Origin of the sequence: Citrobacter sp. Cpo126 (assembly GCF_030332445.1) — a bacterium.
Lineage (GTDB): Bacteria > Pseudomonadota > Gammaproteobacteria > Enterobacterales > Enterobacteriaceae > Citrobacter > Citrobacter portucalensis.
The window spans coordinates 34,752-60,469 of the sequence record NZ_JAOWHT010000022.1 but is presented as its reverse complement, the minus strand read 5'-3'; the positions used below and the strand labels follow the sequence as shown (position 1 = coordinate 60,469).

The window sequence follows — 25,718 nt, the reverse complement described above, 5'->3', positions numbered from 1 at the left end:
CCTGCCAGGATATGCCGCTAGTATAACGGATGAAGTAAAACAGTCAGGCAATAACCGAGGGACAAATTTTGGGCAAAAAAAAACCCCCACATCATGTGGGGGAAGACAGGGATGGTGTCTATGGCAAGGAAAACAGGGTTACTACTGGGAACGTGAGTTGCTACTACTCAATAAATTCAACGATGAACTTTTTTTCCAGTGCGCTACATCGCGCAGTTGCTCCATTCGTTGTTCATGTTTCTCATTTAAAACCGCTTGCTGCTCTGGCGTTAACAGGCGATACATCTGATTGCGGATCCTGGCTATTTCAACCTGGCGGGCAACCTGTTCTTGCGCCATTCTTTCTGCCTGAGCGCGCACTGCGCTTTCATCAAATTTCTCTGCGGTGACAAGGCGATGCATTGTCTCCATTTCGCTAACATTAACAGGAGGCTGTTCGTGTCTTGCCTGCTGCATTAAATCTCGCATCTGTTGACGTTGATGTTCGGTTAAACTGATACCGTCAAACATGTGGCTCTGAACGCTGCGTTGCGATGAGCCTTCACCCAGGTGCCAGTGATCGCCTGTGACGACTTCAGCTGCATGGCTAAATGTACTGAGTGCCAGCGTTGAGGCCATGACGGCAGCGGTAACTTTGCCCATCACTTGCTCCCAAAATCTTTTCTGTCGCGATTCAACGAGAGACAGTTTACGATTCGGGCTGCAAACATGCGTCAGGGGGTGTAAAACAACGTAAAGTCATAGATTAGCGACGCCTGATGACGTAATTTCTGCCTCGGAGGTACGTAAACAATGAATAAAATCCTGTTAGTTGATGATGACCGAGAGCTGACTTCCCTGTTAAAGGAGTTGCTCGAAATGGAAGGTTTCGATGTGCTGGTTGCCTATGATGGGGAACAGGCGCTTGAGCTTCTGGATGACAGCATCGATTTACTTTTGCTCGACGTCATGATGCCGAAGAAAAACGGCATTGATACGCTGAAAGCACTTCGTCAGACACACCAGACACCCGTAATCATGCTGACCGCTCGCGGCAGCGAATTGGATCGCGTACTTGGCCTTGAGCTGGGCGCGGACGACTATTTACCTAAACCGTTTAACGACCGTGAACTGGTCGCGCGCATCCGCGCTATTCTGCGTCGCTCACACTGGAGCGAACAGCAGCAGAACAGCGATAACGGTTCGCCGACGCTGGAAGTTGATGCGTTAAGCCTTAATCCGGGTCGCCAGGAAGCCAGCTTTGACGGGCAAATTCTGGAGTTAACCGGCACCGAATTCACCCTGCTCTATTTGCTGGCTCAGCATCTCGGTCAGGTGGTTTCGCGTGAGCACCTGAGCCAGGAAGTGCTGGGCAAACGCCTGACGCCTTTCGATCGCGCGATCGACATGCATATCTCGAACCTGCGTCGTAAGCTGCCAGAGCGTAAAGACGGGCACCCGTGGTTTAAAACCCTGCGTGGTCGCGGCTACCTGATGGTCTCCGCTTCATGATAGGGAGCTTAACCGCACGCATCTTTGCCATCTTCTGGTTGACGCTGGCACTGGTGTTGATGTTGGTACTGATGTTACCCAAGCTCGACTCACGCCAGATGACCGAGCTACTGGACAGCGAGCAGCGCCAGGGTTTAATGATTGAGCAACACGTTGAAGCTGAACTGGCGAACGATCCACCCAATGATTTGATGTGGTGGCGTCGCTTGTTTCGGGCGATAGACAAGTGGGCGCCGCCAGGACAGCGGTTATTACTTGTTACGACGGAAGGACGCGTGATCGGCGCAGAACGTAACGAAATGCAGATCATTCGTAACTTTATTGGTCAGGCCGATAACGCCGACCATCCGCAAAAGAAAAAATACGGTCGCGTTGAGATGGTCGGGCCTTTCTCCGTCAGAGACGGTGAAGATAACTACCAGCTGTATCTCATACGACCTGCCAGCAGCTCACAATCTGACTTTATCAACCTGCTGTTCGACCGACCGCTGTTGTTGCTGATCGTCACCATGTTAGTCAGCTCACCGCTATTGCTTTGGCTTGCCTGGAGTCTGGCGAAACCGGCGCGTAAGTTGAAAAACGCGGCGGATGAAGTAGCTCAGGGTAACCTGCGTCAACATCCTGAGCTGGAAGCCGGTCCGCAGGAGTTCCTGGCGGCAGGCGCGAGCTTTAACCAGATGGTGACGGCGTTGGAACGGATGATGACCACACAGCAACGCCTGCTGTCGGACATCTCTCACGAGCTGAGAACACCGCTAACGCGTCTGCAACTGGGCACCGCTCTGCTGCGCCGTCGTAGCGGTGAGAGCAAAGAGCTGGAGCGCATTGAAACAGAAGCACACCGACTGGACAGCATGATCAACGACCTGCTGGTGATGTCACGTAATCAGCAGAAAAACGCGCTGGTCAGTGAAACAGTGAAAGCTAATCAGCTTTGGGGCGAAGTGCTGGATAACGCCGCCTTTGAAGCTGAGCAGATGGGTAAATCACTCACGGTGAATTTCCCGCCGGGTCCGTGGCCGCTGTACGGTAACCCAAATGCGTTGGAAAGTGCGCTGGAAAACATTGTGCGCAATGCCCTGCGCTATTCACATACGAAGATTGAAGTTGGCTTCGCGGTGGATATCGACGGGATTACCATCACCGTGGACGACGATGGCCCAGGCGTTAGCCCTGAAGACAGAGAACAGATTTTCCGTCCGTTCTATCGTACCGATGAGGCGCGCGATCGCGAGTCTGGCGGAACGGGTCTGGGTCTGGCGATTGTTGAAACCGCAATTCAGCAGCATCGTGGCTGGGTGAAGGCCGAAGACAGCCCACTGGGTGGTTTACGGCTGGTGATTTGGTTACCGCTGTATAAACGCGCTTAACAGGCTTCCCCGGTACGACATGATTACCGGGGAAGCATTCACGTTATGCCGCCGCAGCCGCCGCCGCTAGCTTTTGCTTTTTAATTCGCTTCACCAGAATGGTCGAGCAGATAAAGCCCATTAAGCTGAACGCAATCATCACGCTAAAGACATAGTTGTAGCCAGTGATGCCGCTATTGGTATCCAGCAAATAGCCGTACAACGTGTACGCAAACATCGCTGGCATATAACCGATGATGCAACCAAATGCCATTGCCGAGCCCGCATACTCACGTGGGGTACCGATCTCATCCATCGGCGCGAAGAAAATGGCGCGCTGTGAGAAGATAATCGCTCCGAACCCTAATGTCGCCGCCATACCGATATACACGTTCATTGTTTGATGCGGTAACTGCATGAACACAAGCATCGCCACAGCAGAGATCAGGAACGTCCACTTCAGATACACTGTCGGTGATTTAGCAACTTTATCTGCCAACATTCCACCAATCGGCCCACCTACCATTTTTAACGCATACTGGTTGATGATGCCGTACGCACCGACGAGAGCTACCGGCAGCATATAGATATCTTTTAAGAACGGAATAAAGTAAGTCAGTCCACAGTACGCGGCATAAACGAAGAAAATACCTAAAGAAGCCAGCCAAACATTAGGGCAGGACAAAACATGTTTGATACCCTTTAACACTTCCATGTTGGCACTGGTTTTCTCGCCACCTTTCACTTTGTCATCATCGACAATAAAGTACGTCACAATACCTGCCACAAGCGTAATTACCGTATAGAACAACAGGCCCGCCTGCATCCCCGCTTTACCTTCACCAAACTGGACGAAGACAAACAGAGCGCCAGATGCAACGATAACATCCACCACGCCACGTCCGGCTTCTAAAAAGCCGAACATGCGTCCTTGTTCTTCTTTCGTTCCCAGCAAACGAACGGCTTTCAGCAATACCGGCCAATAAACCACATCGGCAAAGAAAGCCATCGCGGCAAAGCAAATGAGATAACCAGTAAATGACGGTAGCGTTGCCAGATATAAGCCACATAACCCAACGCCAATCAGACCGAACGGTAATAATATTTTCTTGGAGTAACGATCTGCGATATAGAGAGAAAGAAAAAGTCCGGTTGTCTGAACAATCGTATAAACCGTAAAGCTCAACCCAATTTGCGTATTAGTTAAACCCCAGTCATTCTGCATTGGCACATAGAAAACATCTTTCATACTTGAAAGCTTGAATATCGTGCCGCCGCCTAAAATCAAAAAACAGAGCCTTGCCCATTTATTCATGAACATGATTAAACCCTCATTGCTTGTTGAGAGAAATATCTAAATTAAATTGTATAATTAATAAAGCCAGGGGATTATTTTCATAATCCTTTCCGCATTTAATAATATTTTAAGAAAACTAATTAATTGCCTATAAACTTGTCACATATATCACGAATGTATTTTATTTGGGCAAGAGCATGTTCTTTTTCCTGCGCCAGTCGCGCATCAATCATGTTGCTGTCAGGCAGTGGCGTATAACTTGCATCGCGCCATGGGATCCATGGATTATCACCCTCATCGTCGAAGCGAAATGCAGGGGCATAATATTCAACTTCTTCTTCCAGGCCAAAAGCATGTACTTGCGGTTTATCTTCACCTAAAAGTAATAATGCCTTAAGCATCTCTTCCATGGGTAAATCGCCGTGTCCAGAACGACAAGCCTCATGCCCCCAGCCTTTACCTTCTTTAATAATTTTAGCGTCTTTGATATGCACCTGGGTGATTAATGGAGACATAACCTCTAACGCAGAAAGCGGCTGTTCATTAGCATTAATCATGTTGCCAAAATCAAACAGAATAGAGAGATTTTTCATCCCGCTATTGTTAACCAGCGTCACCAGCTCATGGCCTTGCAGATCTTCATGCTGTTCGATAGTAAAGCTTAGTCCGCAATCGTCATACTGAGACAGCCATGCAATATCATTGGCAATCTTCGCCATAACATCGTTGAGATGCCCTTCATAACGCGGGTAGAAACGCACTGAAGTTGCACCAGTAGCAACAGCAATACGGATGGCATCCGTCAATGTCGCCTTATCCGATGCGCTCGTTTCGATATGCACATCCAGATTATATTTTTTGGCCTTCTCTTTAAAATCGTGTAGCTGCTGATCGTTCAGTTTCTGCAGTGATTGGGATTCACCATCCTCAACATGTATTTTTACACCCTTCAATTTTTGCTGATGCGCAATATCCAGAAGATCCCCCGGCAGGACTCTCTCGTAGCGCATATTCAGATGAAAAGCATAAGCATGTAGGTACAGCGGTATATTTCTCGCGCGTTCCGCAAGAAGTTCTTGGTTACATTTTCCCATTATTTTTCTCATTCATCGCGAATAACAAGTTCCACTGATTCAAGTCGCCAGTATTCGAAATCAACCTGAACCACTTTTTTATCTCGGGTAGCCCGATGTTTTTCTACTAAAATTCCATACGTATTAGGCGCAACACCCAGCTCTTTGCAGGCCACTTCTGGCATATTGACCGGTTTAAAAATCATTTCTTTGATATTTAAAACATGGCCAAACGCATCTTCCCAGACGCTGGCAAAAGACTGATTGCCCAATTTATTAATGAATCCTGGCGCAACATCAGCATCAATATAGGATTCATGGTAAAACACTTTATGTGAATCAAGACCGCACCAGCCGGTAACTAAATAGCGGTCACCGGAGGAGAGAAAAACATCATCAACATGATGCGGAACTGTATCAATGGTTTCTTTGGTTAAATAATCCCAAAAAGGCTTACGTCCCTGAGCACAGGCTTCAGCATTGAAGCTGGAAAGTGATTTAGGGTTATAAATAAATCGCTTCGACGAAATAAACCAACCACTGCGGTTCTTGCGGAAAATACGCGCATCGATCTCAAGCTCAATCAGAACCTGACGTAAGGTCATACGCTTTGCATCCAGCAGCTCACATAACTCCCTTTCCGAAGGCAATTTGGACCCCGCTGGTAAATTCTTCTCGTTTAACCAGCTTTCAAAGCGCTCCCTGAGCACATCAACATTGTTTTTCTTTTTCATTTCGCTCATCTGGTTTAAACCAATTTGAAGCTAAGATATTTGAGTGCAGGAAATACTCAAGTTTTTTTTCAACGCAGAGTTTCTTTTTGTGGACCAGGTATCAAGAATGGCTTTGAAGCAAACCGTGACCGTCAGGTTTTTGCCCGGTTTGGTACGCAGGGGATGAAGCACGGGGGAGAGGTAAATCAGGTGTCGCCACCTGATTTAATAGCCAGATGAAGGTAGGTTTATTTTCCCCACAAACGGCGGGAATTGTCTTCGATCTTGCCGCTTAAACGGCGCTTTTGCATCGTTCTGGTCCAGCTTTTTGATAACCCAGCAGCCGACAGTAAACGGTGATATTGTGAATCATCAAACGGCATATGCCAGGCGATAGCAATAGCCTCCCGCACGCTGACGTCGCTCACGCGTGACGCCAGGATCAACGGCGCGTCCGCTGACACCTGACCAGCCGCGATGACGCTACACAGCCAGCCCGTCTTGCCCGCATCCTGCATCTGGCTGGCCATATCGCTGATGCCAAAATGGAAATTCAGCTTAAAGCATGGCGAGCGCGGCTGCGTGACCTGAATCAGCGCCTCTCCCCACTGGAAAATGTCGCCAATATACACATTATCTTCAGTCAGCCCCTCAGTAGAGAGGTTCTCACCAAACGCGGGGGCGACAAATAGCTCCGCCTGCTCCGGAAACGCTTGTCTCCAGTGCTGATAGTGTTCACGCGGATAGTGACACAGCGCGCGATCCGGCCCGCCGTGAATTTTCGTTTCCGCTTGTTCATCCCCCGTCAGCCCCAGTTCGGTCAGCATCAACTCACCGTCAATCTGGACTTTAGCAATCGCGCTGGGACGGCTTCCCGTGTAGTCCCGAACTTTGCCCGTAAAAACATCGACCGGATATCGCATCTGTTCCCTCTCCCGATAAATTTCCCCCATTACACCACATTTATTTTACCCCAGTAGCTCAAAATGAGAGCACGGTTCACATGAAACTTAGGGACACATGCTATCAATGTAATCTGGTTTTGAAACATCATTTCAAATAAGGAGTCGACAACGTGACTGGTCAATCGCAATTTGCTGGCGTCTGGTGTCCTTCCATTACGCCAATGGACAATGATGGCAAGATCGATCTCAACGGTCTAAGCCAGCATCTCAAACGCCTTACCGAGGCCAAAATCGACGTGATTTTGCTGATGGGCAGCATCGGGGAATTTGCCTCCTTTACGCTCGAAGAAAGGCTGCTGCTGATCCGCGAGGCCCGCGCAATGAGCTCGCTAAAGATGGTCGCCAACGTCTCATCCACCTGCCAGAATGATGTTTTATTGATGGCGCAGGAAGCGTATCGCGCAGGTTACGATGCCGTGATGATCCTGCCGCCCTACTACTACGGACAAACGGCGAAACAGCTGCTGAGCTACTTCCGTCAGTTGGGGCAGAAACTCAGCGGCAAATGGTTTGCTTATAACTTCCCGGCACGCACCGGCTGCGATTTAACCCCCGAACTGGTAGCCACCCTCGCCGCCGAGTTCCCGAATTTCGCTGGCATTAAAGACACCGTCGACTGCCAGTCCCATACCCGCAGTATGATTCAGACCACCCGCGCCGTGCGGGAGGATTTTGCCGTGCTGTCCGGCTATGACGAATACTACATTCCCAACCTGTTAGCAGGTGGCGCGGGGATAATTTCAGGGTTGAACAACGTCATGCCGGAACTGTTTGTCAGCGCGCGGGAAGCGTTTAAACAGGGCGACCTGGCAGCGCTTCGCGATATTCAGGACCAGATTGGCACCTACATGTCCATCTATGCCATCGGCGAAGATTTTGTCACCACCATCAAAACCGTGGTATCGCGTAAGTTTGGCTATTGTACCGGCGTGTCACGTAATGCCGGTGGAGAGTTGAACGAGAGTGAGTGTCGAACAATCGATGAGGTGTTTGTCGTCAAAGGGTAAATAATTAAGCCGGATGGTGCAGACCATCCGGCTGAAGAGACTTACTTCACGGTGCCACGAATATCAATTTCTGCCGCCCTTGCTTTGGCCCTTTTCGACCAGATAGACGTGATAATCGGCACCAGAATGGAGGTCACAATCACCGACGTGGCGACCAGGGAAGTTGCTGCCGGTGCCATCGGTTTAAATGCCGGAACCATTTCAGCAATCAGCACAGGCGTAGCAACCGCCGCCCCCGCAGAACTGGAAGCGGCAATCCCCGCCGTACCATCGCCACCACCAATCAGTTTATCGGCGATAATCAATGGAATACCAGTGATGATAATCACCGCCACGCCCAGCAGAATACCCAGCACGCCGGTCTGCGCAATCACGCTCAAATCAATGGTGTTACCTAATGCGAAGGCAAAGAACGGGATCAGCGTCTGCACCGCTTTGCTGAAGAACTCCCGCAGTTCAGGGTCCAGATTCCCCAGCGCAAAGCCAATCAGGAACGGCAATACCGCACCAACAAATACGTGTGGTTCAAACGACGCGATCCCGGCGGTTCCCAGAATCACCATGGTCATCAGCGGGCCAGACTCCAGCGACATCAGGACAAACGCCCCGGCCTCTTCTTTGGTGCCGTACTGCTGCATAATCGAGGCATACAGCCCGCCGTTGGTCATATCCATCGCGGCCACCAGCGCCAGCGTAGACAACCCAGCGAAGAATCCGACCTCTACACCATGTTCCGGCAGAATGCGTGAAGCAATCGCTGCAACCACCCACGCCACCAGAATCTTGGTGATGACTAACGTACCTGATTTACGCAGCACGGTGCCGGTGGCGCTTAGCTTGATCGACGCCCCCATGCAAAAGAACCAGACTGCCAGGATAGGCACGGTACCGGTGATCATACCGTTGGTAAAAGAACCGAAATATTTCCCGGCGCCGGGGGAAAAGGTATGACACAACGCGCCCAGGAAAAGCGGCACCAGCATCATACCGCCTGGGATTTTCTCTATCGTACGTTTGATCTGCATTTCCATCACCTGTAGACATAAAAATGGGGCAATTTTTATGGGCGATTGCATCTTGCTTTGAGATGCGCCCGTCTTGATGAAAAGAAGATAGACATTCATAGAGACTATAAAAGTGATCCCACTCGCATAATAAAACCTTGTTTCAATTTAAGTGGATCATTGTTTTTATATTGAGTTTGATCACAAAAAAACCCCACAAGCATCGCTTGCAGGGCTTTGTTAAAGCGTAGAACTTATTTTTTTGCTGCGAAACGCGCGGCAGCTTCGTCCCAGTTCACGACGTTCCAGAACTCTTTGATGTAGTCCGGGCGACGGTTCTGGAATTTCAGGTAGTAAGCGTGTTCCCAAACGTCCAGGCCCACGATTGGGAAACCGGAAGCGCCAGAGATAGCTTCACCCATCAGCGGGGAATCCTGGTTGGCGGTGGAAACAACAGCCAGTTTGTCACCTTTCAGAACCAGCCACGCCCAGCCGGAGCCAAAGCGGGTTGCCGCTGCTTTTTCAAATTCAGCTTTGAAGTTGTCAACGGAGCCGAAGTCACGTTCGATAGCCGCTTTCAGGTCGCCCTGCAGCGTAGTACCGGTTTTCAGGCCTTTCCAGAACAGGCTGTGGTTAGCGTGACCGCCCGCGTTGTTACGCAGTACGGTTTTCTTGTCTGCTGGCAGTTGATCCAGTTTGGTGATCAGCTCTTCAACGGACAGGCTGGCGAATTCAGGCAGGCTTTCCAGCGCAGCGTTGGCGTTGTTTACGTAAGCCTGGTGGTGTTTGGTGTGGTGAATTTCCATCGTCTGCTTATCGAAGTGCGGTTCAAGGGCATCATAAGCGTACGGCAGGGATGGCAGTGTATAACTCATAATCATCTCCAGTATTGTCGGGCGGCCAGTGTTAACGCCGCGTAAGCAGTTGGGTCATTATAGTTAATTAAATGATATTGAAAATGATTATCAATGCCGTACTTTTTACAGGGTCTTAATGAATCAAACCCATTGTTAAAGATGTGAGCCGAATCACCCACTTAACGTGATAATTGCCAACATGCGCAAAAGGGCGGCAATCGTCAAAAGGTTAACCACCTGCGTAATTTTTAAACTCGTTAGGTCGGAGGGGTCATTACCGACGATAAAAAATAACGAGGATTAAGTCATGAGTAACGCGATTACGATGGGTATCTTTTGGCATTTGATAGGGGCAGCCAGTGCCGCCTGTTTCTATGCCCCGTTCAAGCAAGTCAAACATTGGTCATGGGAAACGATGTGGTCGGTTGGCGGGATCGTCTCCTGGATAATCCTGCCGTGGACCATCAGCGCCATGTTACTTCCCGATTTCTGGGCCTACTTCAGCTCCTTCAGCCTCTCCACGCTGGCGCCGGTATTTCTGTTTGGTGCAATGTGGGGGATTGGCAATATCAACTATGGCCTGACCATGCGCTATCTCGGTATGTCGATGGGTATCGGGATTGCGATAGGTATTACGCTGATTGTCGGCACGCTGATGACCCCGATTATCAACGGCAATTTTGATGTACTGATCAATACCTCTGGTGGCCGCATGACGCTGCTTGGCGTACTGGTCGCGCTGATTGGCGTAGGCATTGTTACCCGCGCCGGTCAGTTAAAAGAACGCAAAATGGGCATCAAAGCGGAAGATTTCAACCTGAAAAAAGGTCTGGTTCTGGCCGTCATGTGCGGTATTTTCTCCGCCGGGATGTCCTTTGCGATGAACGCGGCGAAACCGATGCACGATGCCGCCGCCGCGTTGGGCGTCGATCCGCTGTATGTCGCCCTGCCTAGCTATGTGGTCATTATGGGCGGTGGCGCGCTTGTTAACCTGGGCTTCTGCTTCATTCGTCTGGCAAAAGTGAAGAACTTGTCGATAAAAGCCGACTTCTCGTTAGCCAAACCGCTGATTATCACCAACGTGCTGCTCTCTGCGCTTGGTGGCTTGATGTGGTATCTACAATTCTTCTTCTACGCCTGGGGCCACGCACGTATTCCGGCGCAGTATGACTATGTAAGCTGGATGCTGCACATGAGCTTCTATGTTCTGTGCGGCGGGATTGTCGGTCTGGTATTGAAAGAGTGGAAAAACGCGGGTCGTCGTCCGGTCAGCGTGCTAAGCCTCGGCTGCGTAGTGATCATTGTCGCGGCAAACATTGTCGGTCTGGGAATGGCCAGCTAAGCATGCTGAGTACTGAGATGACGCCACTGGCTCGGCGTCATCCCGGTTTCCCGCGTAAATACCACCGAAAAGTAGTTACTGTCCTCAAAGCCGCAGCGCATGGAAATCTCGCTAATCATCAACCGACTATGTTTGAGCAGATACTGCGCATGGCAAACCCGCACCTGGCGGAGATACTGGTTGATGGTCATCCCGGTCTGGCTGCGAAACTGCTGGCGCAAAACGCGCTCGCTGCATTGTTCGCGCTCGCAAAACGTATCCAGTTCAAACGCATGCTCATGGCTACCGGCTAACGCGGTGATCAGTTTATCCAGCAGCGTTTCACTGGAGGTCGCCGGTAGCGTATCCGTGGCATAACGATGCCGCTTAAGGTGTGTCACCAACTGCCCGAACAGCAGTTCAGCCATGGTAAAAGCCTGTGCATCACGTTGATTGCTTTCATGCTCAAGCTGGCTTATCACCTGTCGGACCTGGCTCATGCCAACGCTGCCGAGTCGCCAATGCGGCTGCCTCGGCGTACCGTTAAATCCGGGGATCGCCCCTTGCCAGTCAACATTCAGCGTCAACCGCTCCGGGCAGTAGATGATATTTTGCAACACCAGGTCGTTCACGGAGGCGTAGGAGTGTTTATCTTCGGCGCGAATGTAAAACAGATCGCCACGGGTTATCCGGTACGGGCGATCGTTAAGGACATGCAGACCATTACCGCGCCAGACCATGACCAGCTCGCAAAACTCGTGGGTATGCTCAGCAAAGACATCCTGCGGATAACGGTCAGCCACGGCCACAGCCTGCTGCTCATGCGCAAAGAAGTCTGATTTCAGAAGAACCAGATGATTCGCCATCACAATATTCCCTGTCGGATGGCGGCTACGCCTTATCCGACCTACAGATTACGTGACACGTAGGCCGGATAAGGCGTAGCCACCATCCGGCGTTAAGGGACATGATTATCTGAGATTCGGCGGTAAAAAACGTTGATAGCTTTCGCGTTACTGGAGGCGGCTTGCCACAACGAGATCGCGCCCCTGACGAATATCGCGTGGTGACCACTTGAACTCACGACGAAAAAGCGTCGAAAAGTGGTTACTGTCGCCGAATCCGCAGAGATAAGCGATGTCTGTCACGCTGTCATCACTGTGGCGAAGCAGATGCCGGGCCTTGATCAGACGCAAGCGGTTAAGGTAGCGCTGCGGCGTCAATCCGGTTTGCTGTTTGAGCTGGCGATGCAGAGTGCGCAAAGAGAGGGAAAACTTCTCGGCCAGCGCCTCCCAACACACTTCGTCGGCAAAGTTATCTTCCAGCCACGCCATCAGGAGGTTAAGCCGCGCGTCGTTATCGGTCGCTGCTTCCATCAGGCTGCTTTTACGCAGCAGTACCAGCAACTGCATAAACAGGATCTCGCGATTTGCCGCCGTTGGTGTATCCATCCCCTCACCGAGCGCTTCCATCTGCCCCACCAGTTGTCGAACCTGCTGCAACACCCCCTGATTCACCCGCCAGTGGGAGGGATACTGCCCATTCTGTTCCTGAGGTAAAAGCTGATTCAGCCCAGCCAGAAATTGAAACGCATCCGGGGAGCGATACAACACATTGGTCAGGCACAGATTGTCAGTATGTTCATATAAATGCCGGTCATGATCGCGAACGAAACACACCGTACCGCCGCTGATTGTGTAAGGCTGCCCGTTGAACACATGGATCCCCGTTCCATGTTCGACCACCACAATTTCATGAAAATCATGATGATGCTCTGGAAACGCAGGTTGAGGAAGCCGCGGTTCAATAGCCACTGGCGCTTTACCTGTCGGAAAAAAATCCACGCAATGCAATACCGTCATGATGACATCCTTCCCGATCAAATGAACATGGCTGAATAGTAATTAAGGGTTATCACCCTCACCTTAAATTTTTGACGCCAAAGTGCGTAAACACGGTCAATTCTTCAAGAAATGGCGGGAAAGATCGGGAATTGCGGAAGGCGTCACATCCGCTAAAACAGGTCCTATTAATAGAAATTGTGAACAGCGTCACGTTCACCTTTGCCATGTTGCCAGCCGCTAATTGTGGCTGTCACTGTCAAGAAGGTACGCTTTATCTGGGGTTCTTAGACTGATTGCAATAAAACTCAGAAGGACCTCGCTATGACTTTTCGCCATTGTGTCGCAGTCGATCTCGGCGCATCCAGTGGGCGCGTAATGCTGGCGCGTTACGACAGTGAACACCGCTCCCTGACGCTACGTGAAATCCACCGCTTCATGAACTGCCTGCAAAAAACAGACGGTTTTGACACCTGGGACATCGACAGCCTGGAAAACGATATTCGTCTTGGCCTGAAAAAAGTCTGCGATGAAGGCATTCGGATAGACAGCATCGGCATTGATACCTGGGGCGTGGATTACGTTCTGATCGATAACATCGGTCAACGTGTCGGTCTGCCGGTCTCTTACCGTGACAGCCGCACGACCGGCATTATGGCGCAGGCGATGGAGCAGCCGGGTAAAGGTGAAATTTACCGCCGTAGCGGCATTCAGTTTCTGCCCTTTAACACCCTGTATCAACTGCGTGCACTGGTTGAACAGCAGCCAGAACTGCTCCCGCAGGTGGCCCATGCCCTGCTGATCCCCGACTACTTCAGCTTTCGCCTGACCGGCAAGATGAACTGGGAATACACCAACGCCACCACCACCCAGCTCGTCAATATCAATACCGACGACTGGGATGACACACTGCTGGCGTGGACCGGGGCAGACAAAGCCTGGTTTGGTCGCCCGACGCATCCAGGGAACGTGATCGGCCACTGGATTTGCCCACAGAAAAACCAAATTCCGGTTGTCGCCGTCGCCAGTCACGACACGGCCAGCGCGGTCATTGCTTCTCCGCTGGCCGACAAAAACAGCGCCTATCTCTCTTCCGGGACCTGGTCGCTGATGGGCTTTGAGAGCAGAACACCGTATACCAACGATGCGGCGCTGGCGGCGAATATCACCAATGAAGGCGGCGCGGAAGGACGCTACCGTGTCCTGAAAAATATTATGGGGCTGTGGCTGCTCCAGCGCGTATTAAAAGAGCGCCAGATTACCGACCTGCCAACGCTTATCAGCCAAACGCAAGCGCTGCCGGCCTGCCAGTTCCTGATAAACCCGAACGACGATCGCTTTATCAACCCCGACGATATGAGTGCAGAAATTCAGGCAGCATGCCGTGAATCAGGCCAACCCGTTCCCCTGCAAAACGCCGAACTGGCGCGCTGTATCTTCGACAGCCTGGCGTTGCTGTACGCCGACATCCTGCAAGAACTGGCACAACTGCGTGGTGCAGCATTTAGCCAACTGCACATTGTCGGTGGCGGCTGCCAGAACACCTTACTGAACCAGCTATGTGCGGATGCCTGCGGTATTCGCGTGATGTCCGGGCCGATTGAGGCTTCCACGCTCGGCAATATTGGCATCCAACTGATGACGCTGGACGAGCTGAACAACGTCGATGATTTCCGTCAGGTGGTGCGCGCCAACTACGAACTGACCACCTTCATTCCCAATCCTGAAAGTGAAATTGCCCGCTACCAGGCGCAGTTTCAATCACTACGACAGACAAAGGAGCTTTGCGCATGACCACTCAACTTGAACAAGCCTGGGAACTGGCAAAACTGCGTTTCGCCGCGGTAGGCATTGATGTCGAGGCGGCCTTACGCCAGCTCGATCGTCTGCCGGTCTCCATGCACTGCTGGCAGGGCGATGATGTCGCCGGTTTCGAAAATCCGGAAGGCTCGCTCACTGGCGGTATTCAGGCTACCGGTAACTATCCGGGTAAAGCGCGTAACGCCACCGAACTGCGGGCCGATCTGGAGCAGGCGCTGAGCCTGATTCCTGGTCCAAAACGTCTGAATTTGCACGCGATCTATCTGGAATCTGATACGCCGGTTGCCCGCGACCAAATCAAACCTGAGCACTTTAAAAACTGGGTGGAGTGGGCGAAAGCGAACCAGTTAGGGCTGGATTTCAACCCATCCTGCTTCTCACACCCGCTGAGCGCCGACGGTTTCACGCTGGCGCACGCCGACGACACCATTCGCCAGTTCTGGATCGATCACTGCAAAGCCAGCCGTCGCGTCTCGGCGTATTTTGGCGAGCAGTTGGGTACACCATCGGTGATGAACATCTGGATCCCGGATGGCATGAAAGACATCACCGTTGACCGTTTAGCGCCGCGCCAGCGTCTGCTGGACGCACTGGACGAAGTGATCAGCGAGAAACTCGACCCGGCGCACCATATCGATGCCGTCGAAAGCAAGCTGTTTGGCATCGGTGCGGAAAGCTACACCGTGGGCTCTAACGAGTTCTACATGGGTTACGCCACCAGCCGCCAGACCGCACTGTGTCTGGATGCGGGCCACTTCCATCCGACTGAAGTGATCTCCGACAAAATTTCCGCCGCCATGCTGTATGTACCGCGCCTGCTGCTGCACGTCAGTCGTCCGGTGCGTTGGGACAGCGATCACGTGGTGCTGCTGGATGATGAAACTCAGGCGATTGCCAGCGAGATCGTTCGCCACAACCTGTTCGACCGCGTACACATTGGCCTCGACTTCTTCGACGCCTCCATTAACCGCATCGCCGCGTGGGTGATCGGCACCCGCAATATGAAAAAAGCCCTGCTGCGCGCGCTGTTAGAACCCACCGAGCAACTGCGTCAGCTCGAAGCCAGCGGCGACTACACCGCACGTCTGGCCCTGCTGGAAGAGCAAAAATCGCTGCCGTGGCAGGCCGTCTGGGAGATGTATTGCCAGCGCCACGACACGCCTGCGGGCAGCCAGTGGCTGGACAGCGTGCGCGCTTATGAAAAAGAGATTTTGAGCAAACGTAGCTAACCGTGACGCCAGGCTTGTAGGCCGGATAAGACGCCCCACGTCGCCATCCGGCAATAAATGAAACACGATTGCCGGATGGCGCTTCGCTTATCCGGCCTACGTAAGACCCGATAACGTTCGGGCAATAAACAGGAACACCGAACATGCAAAAAATTACGACTTCCTGGTTCGTCCAGGGGATGATCAAAGCCACTTCTGATGCGTGGCTGAAAGGCTGGGACGAGCGTAATGGCGGCAACCTGACGCTGCGTCTTGATGAAGCAGATATCGCGCCGTTTAGCGCCGATTTCCACGAAAAACCACGCTATATTGCGCTAAGTCAGCCGATGCCGCTGCTGGCAAACACACCGTTTATCGTCACCGGTTCCGGTAAGTTTTTCCGTAACGTCCAGCTCGATCCCGCGGCAAACTTGGGCGTGGTACAAGTAGACAGCGACGGTGCGGGCTACCACATCCTCTGGGGCCTGACCCACGAGGCCGTGCCGACCTCTGAACTGCCGGCTCACTTCCTCTCTCACTGCGAACGCATTAAAGCGACGAACGGTAAAGACCGCGTGATCATGCACTGCCATGCCACCAACCTGATCGCTCTGACCTACGTACTGGAAAACAATACAGCGCTGATTACCCGCAAGCTGTGGGAAGGCAGCACCGAGTGCCTGGTGGTGTTCCCGGATGGCGTTGGCATTCTCCCGTGGATGGTGCCGGGTACAGATGAAATTGGTCAGGCTACCGCCGAGGAAATGCAGAAACACTCGCTGGTACTTTGGCCGTTCCACGGCGTGTTCGGAAGCGGACCTACCCTCGACGAAGCGTTCGGTTTGATAGATACCGCAGAGAAATCCGCCGAAGTTCTGGTCAAAATCTTTTCGATGGGCGGTATGAAGCAGACCATCTCACGTGAAGAGCTGGTCGCACTTGGCAAACGCTTTGGTGTTACGCCGCTGGCAAGCGCCATAGAGCTGTACTGATACCTCCCAACTCAACGCCGGATGCGGCTTCGCCTTATCCGGCCTACAGGATTTTATTATTAAGGAGAATAGTGATGAGCTTTATGTTGGCACTGCCAAAAATTAGCCTGCATGGCGCCGGCGCGATTGCCGATATGGTGAATCTCGTGGCGAATAAACAATGGGGCAAAGCGCTGATCGTCACCGATGGTCAACTGGTAAAACTGGGCCTGCTGGATAGCCTGTTTGCCGCGCTGGATAAACATCAAATGTCTTACCACCTGTTTGATGAAGTATTCCCGAACCCGACAGAAGAGCTGGTACAAAAAGGTTTTGCGGCCTATCAGAACGCAGAATGTGACTACATCATCGCCTTCGGTGGCGGCAGCCCGATCGATACCGCCAAAGCGGTAAAAATCCTGACAGCCAACCCTGGCCCTTCTACCGCTTACTCCGGCGTGGGTAAAGTGAAAAATGCTGGCGTCCCGCTGGTCGCCATCAACACTACCGCCGGTACGGCAGCAGAGATGACCAGCAACGCGGTCATTATCGACTCTGCCCGTAAGGTTAAAGAGGTGATCATCGACCCGAATATCATCCCGGATATCGCCGTGGATGATGCCAGCGTCATGCTGGAAATCCCGGCCTCCGTCACCGCCGCAACCGGTATGGACGCCCTGACCCACGCGGTGGAAGCCTATGTTTCCGTTGGTGCTCATCCGCTCACCGACGCTAACGCACTGGAAGCGATTCGCCTGATCAACCTGTGGCTACCAAAAGCGGTCGACGACGGTCATAACCTCGAAGCCCGTGAACAAATGGCATTTGGTCAGTATCTGGCGGGGATGGCATTTAACAGCGCTGGTCTGGGTCTGGTGCATGCGCTGGCGCACCAGCCGGGCGCAACCCATAATCTGCCACACGGCGTCTGCAACGCCATCCTGCTGCCGGTAATCGAAAACTTTAACCGTCCGAACGCCGTAGCGCGCTTTGCCCGCGTGGCGCAGGCGATGGGCGTCGATACCCGTGACATGAGCGATGAGGCGGCAAGTATGGAGGCCATCAACGCGATTCGTGCACTCAGCAAGCGTGTTGGTATTCCTGCGGGCTTTAGTTCCCTTGGCGTGACGAAAGAGGATATTGAAGGCTGGCTGGATAAAGCGTTGGCCGATCCGTGTGCGCCATGCAACCCGCGCACCGCCAGCCGCGACGAGGTCCGCGAGCTGTATCTGGAGGCGTTATGATCCGCAAGGCCTTTGTGATGCAGGTGAATGCCGACGCGCACGTTGAATATCAACGTCGGCACAATCCCATCTGGCCAGAGCTGGAAGCGGTGCTGAAAGAGCACGGCGCCCATCACTACGCGATTTATCTCGATCAGGCGCGCAATCTGCTGTTCGCCACCGTTGAGATTGAGTCCGAAGAACGCTGGAATGCCGTTGCCAGCACCGACGTTTGCCAACGTTGGTGGAAGCATATGCGTGACGTAATGCCAGCAAACCCGGACAACAGCCCGGTTAGCGCAGAGCTAAAAGAAGTGTTTTATTTGCAGTAAGTTATATGCCCGGTGGCGCAAGCTTACCGGGCCTACGGTTTTATTTTTTGTAGGTCGGATAAGCGATAGCGCCATCCGGCAATTCAATTTTGCTCAGAAACCAGAATCGCCTGAGTGTCAGGCTCCAGCGCTTTAAAAATATGCGCCCGATCGGCGGGGTAACAAATATAGTCCCCCTCGCCTAACTCCTCCGGCGCTTCCGTCAATCCTACTATCGCCTTACCCTGCGTCACGATGATGTGTTCAACCGATCCAGGTGGATGCGGCTGTGAAATACGATCCGCGCCCGGTTGCGTCAGCAGCAGATAGATATCCCGCCGCGCCCCCGGCGGGCAGGCGGCCAGTAAAATGGCCTGGTAGTGGGCCTGCTCAGCCACCACCTTTGTCCCTTCTCCGCGACGAATCACCTGCGTTTTTTGTTCCTGCGGCTCCAGCAGGCGAGCAAAGGGAATATCCAACGCCACACACAGCGACCAGAGCGTTTCCAGGCTAGGATTGCCATTGCCCGCTTCCAATTGCGAGAGTGTCGATTTTGCAATCCCTGCGCGACGGGCAATCTCTGCCAATGACAAACCGGTGCGCTGACGTTCACGCACAAGGCTTTTCGCGATCATACTGATGGGCTGGGTCATTCACGACTCCACGTTCTTTATATCGAACGATTCGTTCGACTTGTAATATTAACTGGTCGCGTTCATTATAATGGAAATTCGTTCGATATGGCTAAAACGGTATGAAACATTATTTTTCCAGTCTCAAAGGCGACACGATAAAAGCAATATTTTTAGTCTGTCTGGCCGTCGGCGTAGTCGGCATGTCATACGGCTCGTTGGCGATGGCCTACGGCTTCCCACTGTGGGTACCGTTTGTGCTTTCGATTACGGTACTGGCGGGTGCGTCCGAGTTTATGTTTATCGGTATCGTCGCCAGCGGCGGTAACCCACTGGCGGCGGCGGCTGCCGGTTTACTGGTCAACGCCAGACACGTGCCGTTTGGCGTCACGGTGCGCGATCTGGTGGGCTCCCGGGCTGCGAGTTTCCTCGGCTGTCATATCATGAACGACGAAAGCGTAGTCTTTGGCCTGTCGCAAAAAACGCCCGAACAACGTAAAGCCGCCTTCTGGCTGTGCGGTCTGGGCGTCGCGATTTTCTGGCCTGTTGGCACACTGATCGGCGCGGGCGTCGGCAAACTGCTCCCCGCCCCGGAAACCATCGGTCTGGATGCCGTCTTCCCTGCAATTTTATTAGCCTTAGTGGTCCCGGCCTTTAAAAACCGCACCACGCTGATTCGCGCCTGTAGCGGTGCCGGGTTGTCGCTTGCCGCCATCCCCTTTGCGCCGGTCGGTTTACCTGTTTTGCTCTCACTGTTTGGCTTACTGACGAGGAAAAAATAATGGGCAACATGACGCTGTTTATCGTCGGTATCGCCATGTTATCTCTGGGAACGTATTTAATGCGTTTAGGAGGAGCGAAGCTTGGGAGTCGATTAGCGTTCTCGGAACGCTCGCAGGCGCTGCTTTCCGACGCCGCAACGGTATTACTGTTCTCCGTTGCGCTGGCGACCACCTTTTACGAAAGTGAACACTTCGCTGGCATGGCCCGCGTGCTGGGCGTGGCTTTTGCGGTATTTCTCGCCTGGCGCAAGATGCCGCTAATCGTGGTGATCGTCGCTGCCGCAGTGGTGACCGCATTGCTGCGAATGGCGGGTATAAACTAAAAAAGCGCCTCAAGGGCGCTCTTTCGACAGTACTAAGGTATCTTATTTCAGCAGTTCGGCGGTCATGTGCACGCGGTTACCGGTGTATGCCTGAGTGATTTTGTAATCGCTGGCGCCCGCACGTTCAGCCTGAGCGGCGATTTTTGCTTCAGCGCTTTCCAGCGTGGAACCGGTTGCGGTCACTGTCTGAGCAGCGAAAGAACCGAAAGAAGTAGCCAGAGCGATAACTGCGACAAAAGTTTTGATGCTTTTCATGATATAAACCCTTTAACTTAGTTGTTTGAGTAAGGCACCGTGCCTTGATGTGATAAATAATAGGCTGATACCCGAACAACTGAAAGCGGAAGGATTTGCCAGTCTTATTCAAATTATTTGAGAGATAAGATGTTACGTAATCAGGAATCACAATGGCTTGCTGGCAGCCGTAGAAAAACGCAACTGGCGGGTAATTGGTTACTTCGTCAGGGTGAACCACAAAGTAAAATTCATCTTTTACATCATGGTGTGGCTCGTGCGGTTTATCACGCGGACAACGGCGTTGAAAGGGTTAAAGAGTTCTACTTTGCCGGGGAATACTGCTTTCTGTACCTGAACTGGCTAACTAACACACCTGCCGATTACAGTCTGCAAATGATCGCCGCTGGAGAAACCACTGAAATCCCCTTGGCTTTGCTGGATGCACCGGAAAATCAGGATATTAAGACTCAGCTACTGGTCCAGCAATTGATCTACAAAGAGAAAAAAGAGCAAATGCTGCTGCTCAATACCCCAGAGCAACGCTATCAGTACGTACAAACACACTTCCCGGACTGGGAGTCACAGCTCACCCAGCGCGATCTTGCCAGCTATATCGGCATTACCCCCGTTAGCCTGTCCCGTATTCGCCAGCGTCTTAACAAAGGTTAACGCCTTACGGTGATGCGTCGATTATTGTCCCGTCACTCTTTAATAGATGGCGACCACAATGAACGCATTTCTTCTTTCTCAGATGCTGGCTGGCATCAGCTTCTTACTGGATATTTCCGCTTTTCATTTTCAACGCCGGGCTATCACTTTAACGCTGCTCACCAGTTCTACGTCTCTGTTAGCTATCCATTTCTATCTTTTGGATCAACACGCTGCGGCTGGGTTAATGATCATTGCCGCATGCCGCTATGCGACGGCCATCGTCACTTTTCACCGCTGGGTGATGTGGGGATTTATGCTGGGGTCGCTGCTGTGTAGCATTTATCTTTGGCAAAATCTGTCGAGTATTTTGCCGCTGATGGGAAGCCTGCTGATGACATTTGCGTCATTTCAAAAACGCAGCGGAAAATTACGGGGATACACCTTGTGTGGCAGCCTGTGTTGGCTGCTGAACAATGTGATTGTTGGCTCGCCAGTTGCCGTAATCATGGAACTGGCATTTTCCGGCAGTATTCTGGCCGCCTGGTGGCGTCACTGCGCGACCAGACGTTGCGGATGCGTATAGATCGTCGCCCTGCCCGGTTTGCAAAAACCCACCAGCGTCAGGTTACAACGTTCGGCAACTTCCACGGCGAGCGTTGTCGCCGCAGAAACAGCAAACAGGATCTCCACACCGCACATCGCCGACTTCTGCACCATCTCATAACTGGCGCGGCTGGAGACTAATACCGCGCCCTGTTGCCAGGTTTCCCCTTCGATTGCACGTCGTCCCAGCAGTTTATCCAACGCAACATGACGTCCAACATCTTCATGCCCGCCCGCCAGATGACCTGACGGCTGTACCCAGGCAGCCGCGTGCGTGCAGCCTGTCAGTTGCCCCACGGGTTGAAAATCGTTGAGATGTCGTAAAGCGTTATCAAGATTCGCCAGATCGAATGTCTGGGTAAACTGCAGCGGCTGGACCGGCTTGCCAATGTCATTGAGCTGCTCCACGCCACAAACGCCGCAACCGGTGCGACCGGCCAGCGCGCGACGACGCTCCTTCAGCCCCATAAAGCGACGGCTGGACAGTTCAACCTGCACTTCCAATCCGTTGCAGGAAGGCACTACGTCCATTCCGTAGATATCCTGCGGGGACTCAATAATGCCTTCAGAAAGTGAAAAACCCACCGCGAAGTGCTCAAGATCTTTCGGTGATGCCATCATCACCACGTGCGAAATCCCGTTGTATACCAGCGCAACAGGCACTTCTTCAGCTACCTCATCAGGCTGAGGATGTTGCAAATCCTCGCGCTTCCAGAGGGTCAACTGGCGCGATCCTGTCAGAGATGTCACATTCTTGATGTTTTCTTGAATAATCTTATTCACTTTCTTTTAACCATATTGGAACACGCATACCAACATTGTGGTATTCTTTACAAATCCCTCCTGGACGGAGGGAAATTCACCCAATTCTGGACCTTTGCGGTCCCGTCCGCAAAGAAAAATAACAACCACTTCCCTCGCGTTCGCGTTACAGAAAAGCGAAGGGAACGTGACAATGTCGAAACAAGGAGCGAACCATGCAGGTCAGCAGAAGGCAGTTCTTTAAGATCTGCGCTGGCGGTATGGCAGGCACCACGGCAGCGGCACTGGGTTTTGCACCCGGCGTAGCGCTCGCGGAAACACGGCAATATAAACTGCTGCGCACCCGCGAAACCCGTAACACCTGCACTTACTGTTCCGTTGGCTGTGGACTGTTAATGTACAGCCTCGGTGACGGCGCAAAAAACGCCAAAGCATCCATCTTCCATATCGAAGGGGACCCGGATCACCCGGTGAACCGTGGCGCGCTGTGCCCGAAAGGGGCAGGACTTGTGGACTTCATCCACTCCGAAAGCCGCCTGAAATTCCCGGAATATCGCGCACCAGGCTCAGATAAGTGGCAACAGATTAGCTGGGATGAGGCATTTGACCGCATCGCTAAGCTGATGAAAGAAGACCGCGACGCTAACTACGTTGCACAAAACGCTGAAGGCGTAACCGTTAACCGCTGGCTTTCCACCGGAATGCTGTGTGCTTCCGCTTCCAGTAACGAAACCGGCTATTTAACGCAAAAATTCTCCCGCGCGCTCGGTATGCTCGCGGTCGACAACCAGGCACGCGTCTGACACGGACCAACGGTAGCAAGTCTTGCTCCAACATTTGGTCGCGGTGCGATGACCAACCACTGGGTCGACATTAAAAACGCCAACCTCGTCGTGGTGATGGGCGGTAACGCCGCTGAAGCTCACCCGGTCGGATTCCGCTGGGCGATGGAAGCCAAAATTCACAACGGCGCGAAGCTGATTGTTATCGATCCACGCTTTACGCGAACCGCTGCGGTGGCTGATTTCTATGCGCCAATTCGTTCCGGTACTGACATTGCTTTCCTGTCAGGCGTTTTGCTGTACCTGCTGAACAACGAAAAATTCAACCGCGAATACACTGAGGCCTATACCAACGCCAGCCTGATCGTGCGTGAGGATTACGGTTTCGAAGATGGCCTGTTCACCGGCTACGACGCGGACAAACGCAAGTATGACAAAACCAGTTGGAACTACGAGCTGGATGAAAAAGGCTTCGCCAAACGCGACGTCACACTGCAACATCCGCGCTGCGTGTGGAACCTGCTGAAACAGCACGTCTCCCGCTACACGCCGGACGTCGTAGAAAACATCTGCGGTACGCCAAAGGCCGACTTCCTGAAGGTCTGTGAGTACATCGCAGAAACCAGCGCCAAAGATAAAACCGCGTCGTTCCTGTACGCCCTGGGCTGGACGCAACACTCCGTGGGTGCACAGAACATCCGTACCATGGCGATGATCCAGTTGCTGCTTGGCAACATGGGGATGGCAGGCGGCGGTGTTAACGCCCTGCGCGGTCACTCCAACATTCAGGGCCTGACCGACTTAGGCCTGCTGTCACAAAGCCTGCCAGGCTATATGACGCTGCCAAGCGAGAAACAGACTGACCTGCAAACCTACCTTGCCGCCAACACGCCAAAACCGTTGCTGGAAGGTCAGGTGAACTACTGGGGCAACTACCCGAAATTCTTCGTTTCGATGATGAAAGCCTTCTTTGGCGATAAAGCAACAGCGGAAAACAGCTGGGGCTTCGACTGGCTGCCGAAGTGGGATAAAGGGTACGACGTCCTGCAGTACTTCGAGATGATGAATCAGGGCAAAGTGAATGGCTATATCTGCCAGGGCTTTAACCCGGTCGCGTCATTCCCGAACAAAAACAAAGTTGTGGCTTCACTGTCCAAACTGAAGTTCCTGGTCACTATCGACCCGCTCAACACCGAGACCTCCACCTTCTGGCAGAACCACGGTGAGTCAAACGATGTTGATCCGTCGAAAATCCAGACCGAGGTATTCCGTCTGCCGTCCACCTGCTTCGCTGAAGAGAACGGTTCTATCGTTAACTCCGGTCGCTGGCTGCAGTGGCACTGGAAAGGCGCGGATGCCCCGGGGATTGCCGTTACCGATGGCGAAATCCTCGCCGGTATCTTCCTGCGTCTGCGCAAGATGTATGCCGAGCAAGGTGGCGCGAACCCGGAACAGGTGCTGAGCATGACCTGGAACTACTCCACCCCGCACGAACCAGCTTCGGAAGAAGTGGCGATGGAGAGCAACGGTAAAGCGCTGGCCGACATTACCGACCCGGCAACCGGTGCGGTTATCGTCAAGAAAGGCCAACAGCTTAGCTCGTTCGCCCAACTGCGTGACGATGGCACGACCTCCAGCGGCTGCTGGATTTTTGCCGGTAGCTGGACGCCGGAAGGCAACCAGATGGCACGTCGCGATAACGCCGACCCGTCAGGCCTTGGTAATACGCTGGGCTGGGCCTGGGCATGGCCGCTTAACCGACGCATTCTGTATAACCGCGCCTCCGCTGATCCGCAGGGGAATCCGTGGGATCCAAAACGTCAGATCCTGAAATGGGATGGGGCGAAGTGGAGCGGGATGGATATTCCGGACTACAGTGCCGCCGCACCTGGCAGCAACGTAGGGCCGTTCATCATGCAGCCGGAAGGGATGGGACGCCTGTTTGCTATCGATAAGATGGCGGAAGGTCCGTTCCCGGAACACTACGAGCCGTTTGAAACACCGCTGGGGACTAACCCGCTGCACCCGAACGTTATCTCTAACCCTGCCGCGCGCATCTTTAAAGGTGACGAAGAAGCACTGGGTAAAGCAGATAAGTTCCCGTACGTCGGTACAACCTACCGTCTGACCGAGCACTTCCACTACTGGACCAAGCATGCGCTGCTGAATGCCATCGCTCAGCCGGAACAGTTTGTGGAAATTGGCGAGAAGCTGGCGAATAAGCTCGGTATCTCCCATGGCGATACCGTCAAAGTCTCCTCTAACCGCGGCTACATTAAGGCCAAGGCTGTGGTGACCAAACGTATTCGCACGCTGAAGGCTAACGGTAAGGATATCGACACTATCGGTATTCCGATTCACTGGGGCTACGAAGGTGTGGCGAAAAAAGGCTTTATCGCTAACACGTTAACGCCATTCGTCGGTGATGCGAACACGCAGACGCCGGAATTTAAGTCCTTCCTCGTGAACGTGGAAAAGGTGTAACGGAGACGAC

General features: G+C 52.7%; 26 protein-coding genes. 14 read left to right on the top strand and 12 right to left on the bottom strand.

Going from position 1 to position 25,718, the window contains the following annotated elements; all coding sequences use genetic code 11:
- Positions 1 to 141: 141 nt before the first annotated feature.
- Positions 142 to 642, bottom strand: a complete 501-nt coding sequence (cpxP, locus tag OGY17_RS02705) for a cell-envelope stress modulator CpxP (RefSeq protein ID WP_008787022.1) — start codon at positions 640 to 642, stop codon at positions 142 to 144.
- Positions 643 to 792: 150 nt separating this feature from the next.
- Here cpxP and cpxR point away from each other — a divergent pair, with 150 nt between their 5' ends.
- Both cpxR and cpxA read left to right on the top strand, forming a co-directional pair.
- The gene (gene cpxR / locus OGY17_RS02700; protein WP_003028763.1) at positions 793 to 1,491 is read left to right on the top strand and encodes an envelope stress response regulator transcription factor CpxR; all 699 of its coding nucleotides are present in this window, start codon (positions 793 to 795) and stop codon (positions 1,489 to 1,491) included.
- Positions 1,488 to 2,861 (top strand): envelope stress sensor histidine kinase CpxA, encoded by a 1,374-nt coding sequence (gene cpxA, locus OGY17_RS02695; protein ID WP_003028758.1) that lies wholly within the window; start codon positions 1,488 to 1,490, stop codon positions 2,859 to 2,861. Before cpxR ends, cpxA begins: the two co-directional genes overlap by 4 nt.
- Positions 2,862 to 2,904: 43 nt before the next feature.
- Here the strand turns inward: cpxA and OGY17_RS02690 are convergent, their stop codons facing one another.
- The 4 genes from OGY17_RS02690 to yiiM all read right to left on the bottom strand — a co-directional run bounded on the left by OGY17_RS02690 (position 2,905) and on the right by yiiM (position 6,846).
- Positions 2,905 to 4,155: an MFS transporter gene (locus OGY17_RS02690; RefSeq protein ID WP_095533158.1), complete on the bottom strand. Its 1,251-nt coding sequence runs from the start codon at positions 4,153 to 4,155 to the stop codon at positions 2,905 to 2,907.
- Between the two features lie 122 nt (positions 4,156 to 4,277).
- Entirely contained in the window at positions 4,278 to 5,231 is a 954-nt protein-coding gene (locus tag OGY17_RS02685; protein WP_020996111.1) for a sugar phosphate isomerase/epimerase family protein, read from the bottom strand.
- Positions 5,232 to 5,239: 8 nt separating this feature from the next.
- Positions 5,240 to 5,944 (bottom strand): GntR family transcriptional regulator, encoded by a 705-nt coding sequence (locus OGY17_RS02680; RefSeq protein ID WP_020996112.1) that lies wholly within the window; start codon positions 5,942 to 5,944, stop codon positions 5,240 to 5,242.
- A gap of 227 nt (positions 5,945 to 6,171) precedes the next feature.
- Complete coding sequence (yiiM, locus tag OGY17_RS02675) at positions 6,172 to 6,846, bottom strand: 6-hydroxyaminopurine reductase (RefSeq protein WP_208744822.1); 675 nt, start codon at positions 6,844 to 6,846, stop codon at positions 6,172 to 6,174.
- 152 nt (positions 6,847 to 6,998) lie between these two features.
- On the opposite strand from yiiM, the gene OGY17_RS02670 reads away from it, so the two are divergent.
- Positions 6,999 to 7,895, top strand: a complete 897-nt coding sequence (locus OGY17_RS02670) for a dihydrodipicolinate synthase family protein (protein ID WP_191215269.1) — start codon at positions 6,999 to 7,001, stop codon at positions 7,893 to 7,895.
- A gap of 41 nt (positions 7,896 to 7,936) precedes the next feature.
- On the opposite strand, the gene kdgT is transcribed toward OGY17_RS02670, so the two are convergent.
- Together kdgT and sodA are read right to left on the bottom strand one after the other, a co-directional pair.
- Positions 7,937 to 8,920 carry a 2-keto-3-deoxygluconate transporter gene (gene kdgT / locus OGY17_RS02665; RefSeq protein WP_020996114.1) on the bottom strand — a complete coding sequence of 328 codons (984 nt, stop codon included), beginning with the start codon at positions 8,918 to 8,920 and terminating at the stop codon, positions 7,937 to 7,939.
- A 233-nt stretch (positions 8,921 to 9,153) separates the two neighbouring features.
- Positions 9,154 to 9,774, bottom strand: coding sequence for a superoxide dismutase [Mn] (sodA, locus tag OGY17_RS02660; protein WP_003825239.1), 621 nt, complete (start codon positions 9,772 to 9,774; stop codon positions 9,154 to 9,156).
- A gap of 289 nt (positions 9,775 to 10,063) precedes the next feature.
- Between sodA and rhaT the strand changes: the two genes are divergently transcribed.
- A complete protein-coding gene (rhaT, locus tag OGY17_RS02655) occupies positions 10,064 to 11,098 on the top strand; it encodes an L-rhamnose/proton symporter RhaT (RefSeq protein ID WP_003825242.1) in 1,035 nt (344 codons plus the stop codon).
- On the opposite strand, the gene rhaR is transcribed toward rhaT, so the two are convergent.
- Entirely contained in the window at positions 11,095 to 11,943 is an 849-nt protein-coding gene (gene rhaR, locus OGY17_RS02650) for an HTH-type transcriptional activator RhaR (RefSeq protein ID WP_191226586.1), read from the bottom strand. The two genes, rhaT and rhaR, sit on opposite strands and share 4 nt — an antisense overlap.
- Positions 11,944 to 12,090: 147 nt before the next feature.
- Positions 12,091 to 12,939, bottom strand: coding sequence for an HTH-type transcriptional activator RhaS (gene rhaS, locus OGY17_RS02645; RefSeq protein ID WP_008787013.1), 849 nt, complete (start codon positions 12,937 to 12,939; stop codon positions 12,091 to 12,093).
- Positions 12,940 to 13,242: 303 nt separating this feature from the next.
- On the opposite strand from rhaS, the gene rhaB reads away from it, so the two are divergent.
- The 5 genes from rhaB to rhaM all read left to right on the top strand — a co-directional run bounded on the left by rhaB (position 13,243) and on the right by rhaM (position 18,473).
- Positions 13,243 to 14,712 (top strand): rhamnulokinase, encoded by a 1,470-nt coding sequence (gene rhaB / locus OGY17_RS02640; protein ID WP_048237087.1) that lies wholly within the window; start codon positions 13,243 to 13,245, stop codon positions 14,710 to 14,712.
- Positions 14,709 to 15,968 carry an L-rhamnose isomerase gene (gene rhaA, locus OGY17_RS02635; RefSeq protein WP_008787011.1) on the top strand — a complete coding sequence of 420 codons (1,260 nt, stop codon included), beginning with the start codon at positions 14,709 to 14,711 and terminating at the stop codon, positions 15,966 to 15,968. Before rhaB ends, rhaA begins: the two co-directional genes overlap by 4 nt.
- Positions 15,969 to 16,111: 143 nt before the next feature.
- A complete protein-coding gene (gene rhaD, locus OGY17_RS02630) occupies positions 16,112 to 16,939 on the top strand; it encodes a rhamnulose-1-phosphate aldolase (RefSeq protein WP_057066661.1) in 828 nt (275 codons plus the stop codon).
- A 74-nt stretch (positions 16,940 to 17,013) separates the two neighbouring features.
- On the top strand, positions 17,014 to 18,162 hold the full coding sequence (gene fucO / locus OGY17_RS02625) for a lactaldehyde reductase (RefSeq protein ID WP_020996115.1): 1,149 nt from the start codon (positions 17,014 to 17,016) through the stop codon (positions 18,160 to 18,162).
- Positions 18,159 to 18,473 (top strand): L-rhamnose mutarotase, encoded by a 315-nt coding sequence (gene rhaM / locus OGY17_RS02620; protein WP_003825253.1) that lies wholly within the window; start codon positions 18,159 to 18,161, stop codon positions 18,471 to 18,473. Before fucO ends, rhaM begins: the two co-directional genes overlap by 4 nt.
- Before the next feature lie 83 nt (positions 18,474 to 18,556).
- Here rhaM and OGY17_RS02615 read toward each other — a convergent pair whose 3' ends face one another.
- The gene (locus OGY17_RS02615; RefSeq protein WP_103015338.1) at positions 18,557 to 19,105 is read right to left on the bottom strand and encodes a helix-turn-helix domain-containing protein; all 549 of its coding nucleotides are present in this window, start codon (positions 19,103 to 19,105) and stop codon (positions 18,557 to 18,559) included.
- 101 nt (positions 19,106 to 19,206) lie between these two features.
- Here OGY17_RS02615 and OGY17_RS02610 point away from each other — a divergent pair, with 101 nt between their 5' ends.
- The gene (locus OGY17_RS02610; RefSeq protein WP_003825259.1) at positions 19,207 to 19,866 is read left to right on the top strand and encodes an AzlC family ABC transporter permease; all 660 of its coding nucleotides are present in this window, start codon (positions 19,207 to 19,209) and stop codon (positions 19,864 to 19,866) included.
- Complete coding sequence (locus OGY17_RS02605; protein ID WP_286606354.1) at positions 19,866 to 20,189, top strand: AzlD domain-containing protein; 324 nt, start codon at positions 19,866 to 19,868, stop codon at positions 20,187 to 20,189. The genes OGY17_RS02610 and OGY17_RS02605 overlap by 1 nt, the downstream gene beginning before the upstream one ends.
- 42 nt (positions 20,190 to 20,231) lie before the next feature.
- On the opposite strand, the gene OGY17_RS02600 is transcribed toward OGY17_RS02605, so the two are convergent.
- Positions 20,232 to 20,444, bottom strand: a complete 213-nt coding sequence (locus OGY17_RS02600; protein ID WP_003825262.1) for a YdgH/BhsA/McbA family protein — start codon at positions 20,442 to 20,444, stop codon at positions 20,232 to 20,234.
- 129 nt (positions 20,445 to 20,573) lie between these two features.
- Here OGY17_RS02600 and OGY17_RS02595 point away from each other — a divergent pair, with 129 nt between their 5' ends.
- A complete protein-coding gene (locus tag OGY17_RS02595; protein WP_032945571.1) occupies positions 20,574 to 21,095 on the top strand; it encodes a Crp/Fnr family transcriptional regulator in 522 nt (173 codons plus the stop codon).
- Between the two features lie 58 nt (positions 21,096 to 21,153).
- A complete protein-coding gene (locus OGY17_RS02590) occupies positions 21,154 to 21,660 on the top strand; it encodes a YgjV family protein (protein WP_048237092.1) in 507 nt (168 codons plus the stop codon).
- Here the strand turns inward: OGY17_RS02590 and fdhD are convergent.
- The gene (gene fdhD / locus OGY17_RS02585; protein WP_286606351.1) at positions 21,627 to 22,463 is read right to left on the bottom strand and encodes a formate dehydrogenase accessory sulfurtransferase FdhD; all 837 of its coding nucleotides are present in this window, start codon (positions 22,461 to 22,463) and stop codon (positions 21,627 to 21,629) included. The genes OGY17_RS02590 and fdhD overlap by 34 nt on opposite strands.
- Before the next feature lie 194 nt (positions 22,464 to 22,657).
- On the opposite strand from fdhD, the gene fdnG reads away from it, so the two are divergent.
- Complete coding sequence (gene fdnG / locus OGY17_RS02580; protein WP_100247862.1) at positions 22,658 to 25,708, top strand: formate dehydrogenase-N subunit alpha; 3,051 nt, start codon at positions 22,658 to 22,660, stop codon at positions 25,706 to 25,708.
- Positions 25,709 to 25,718: the final 10 nt, after the last annotated feature.

Bases quoted from the DNA above. Each gene is read 5' to 3' on its own strand.
- cpxP (WP_008787022.1), bottom strand. From the start codon at position 642: ATGGGCAAAGTTACCGCTGCCGTCATGGCCTCAACGCTGGCACTCAGT.
- cpxR (WP_003028763.1), top strand. From the start codon at position 793: ATGAATAAAATCCTGTTAGTTGATGATGACCGAGAGCTGACTTCCCTG.
- cpxA (WP_003028758.1), top strand. From the start codon at position 1,488: ATGATAGGGAGCTTAACCGCACGCATCTTTGCCATCTTCTGGTTGACG.
- OGY17_RS02690 (WP_095533158.1), bottom strand. From the start codon at position 4,155: ATGAATAAATGGGCAAGGCTCTGTTTTTTGATTTTAGGCGGCGGCACG.
- OGY17_RS02685 (WP_020996111.1), bottom strand. From the start codon at position 5,231: ATGGGAAAATGTAACCAAGAACTTCTTGCGGAACGCGCGAGAAATATA.
- OGY17_RS02680 (WP_020996112.1), bottom strand. From the start codon at position 5,944: ATGAAAAAGAAAAACAATGTTGATGTGCTCAGGGAGCGCTTTGAAAGC.
- yiiM (WP_208744822.1), bottom strand. From the start codon at position 6,846: ATGCGATATCCGGTCGATGTTTTTACGGGCAAAGTTCGGGACTACACG.
- kdgT (WP_020996114.1), bottom strand. From the start codon at position 8,920: ATGCAGATCAAACGTACGATAGAGAAAATCCCAGGCGGTATGATGCTG.
- sodA (WP_003825239.1), bottom strand. From the start codon at position 9,774: ATGAGTTATACACTGCCATCCCTGCCGTACGCTTATGATGCCCTTGAA.
- rhaT (WP_003825242.1), top strand. From the start codon at position 10,064: ATGAGTAACGCGATTACGATGGGTATCTTTTGGCATTTGATAGGGGCA.
- rhaR (WP_191226586.1), bottom strand. From the start codon at position 11,943: ATGGCGAATCATCTGGTTCTTCTGAAATCAGACTTCTTTGCGCATGAG.
- rhaS (WP_008787013.1), bottom strand. From the start codon at position 12,939: ATGACGGTATTGCATTGCGTGGATTTTTTTCCGACAGGTAAAGCGCCA.
- rhaB (WP_048237087.1), top strand. From the start codon at position 13,243: ATGACTTTTCGCCATTGTGTCGCAGTCGATCTCGGCGCATCCAGTGGG.
- rhaA (WP_008787011.1), top strand. From the start codon at position 14,709: ATGACCACTCAACTTGAACAAGCCTGGGAACTGGCAAAACTGCGTTTC.
- rhaD (WP_057066661.1), top strand. From the start codon at position 16,112: ATGCAAAAAATTACGACTTCCTGGTTCGTCCAGGGGATGATCAAAGCC.
- fucO (WP_020996115.1), top strand. From the start codon at position 17,014: ATGAGCTTTATGTTGGCACTGCCAAAAATTAGCCTGCATGGCGCCGGC.
- rhaM (WP_003825253.1), top strand. From the start codon at position 18,159: ATGATCCGCAAGGCCTTTGTGATGCAGGTGAATGCCGACGCGCACGTT.
- OGY17_RS02615 (WP_103015338.1), bottom strand. From the start codon at position 19,105: ATGACCCAGCCCATCAGTATGATCGCGAAAAGCCTTGTGCGTGAACGT.
- OGY17_RS02610 (WP_003825259.1), top strand. From the start codon at position 19,207: ATGAAACATTATTTTTCCAGTCTCAAAGGCGACACGATAAAAGCAATA.
- OGY17_RS02605 (WP_286606354.1), top strand. From the start codon at position 19,866: ATGGGCAACATGACGCTGTTTATCGTCGGTATCGCCATGTTATCTCTG.
- OGY17_RS02600 (WP_003825262.1), bottom strand. From the start codon at position 20,444: ATGAAAAGCATCAAAACTTTTGTCGCAGTTATCGCTCTGGCTACTTCT.
- OGY17_RS02595 (WP_032945571.1), top strand. From the start codon at position 20,574: ATGTTACGTAATCAGGAATCACAATGGCTTGCTGGCAGCCGTAGAAAA.
- OGY17_RS02590 (WP_048237092.1), top strand. From the start codon at position 21,154: ATGAACGCATTTCTTCTTTCTCAGATGCTGGCTGGCATCAGCTTCTTA.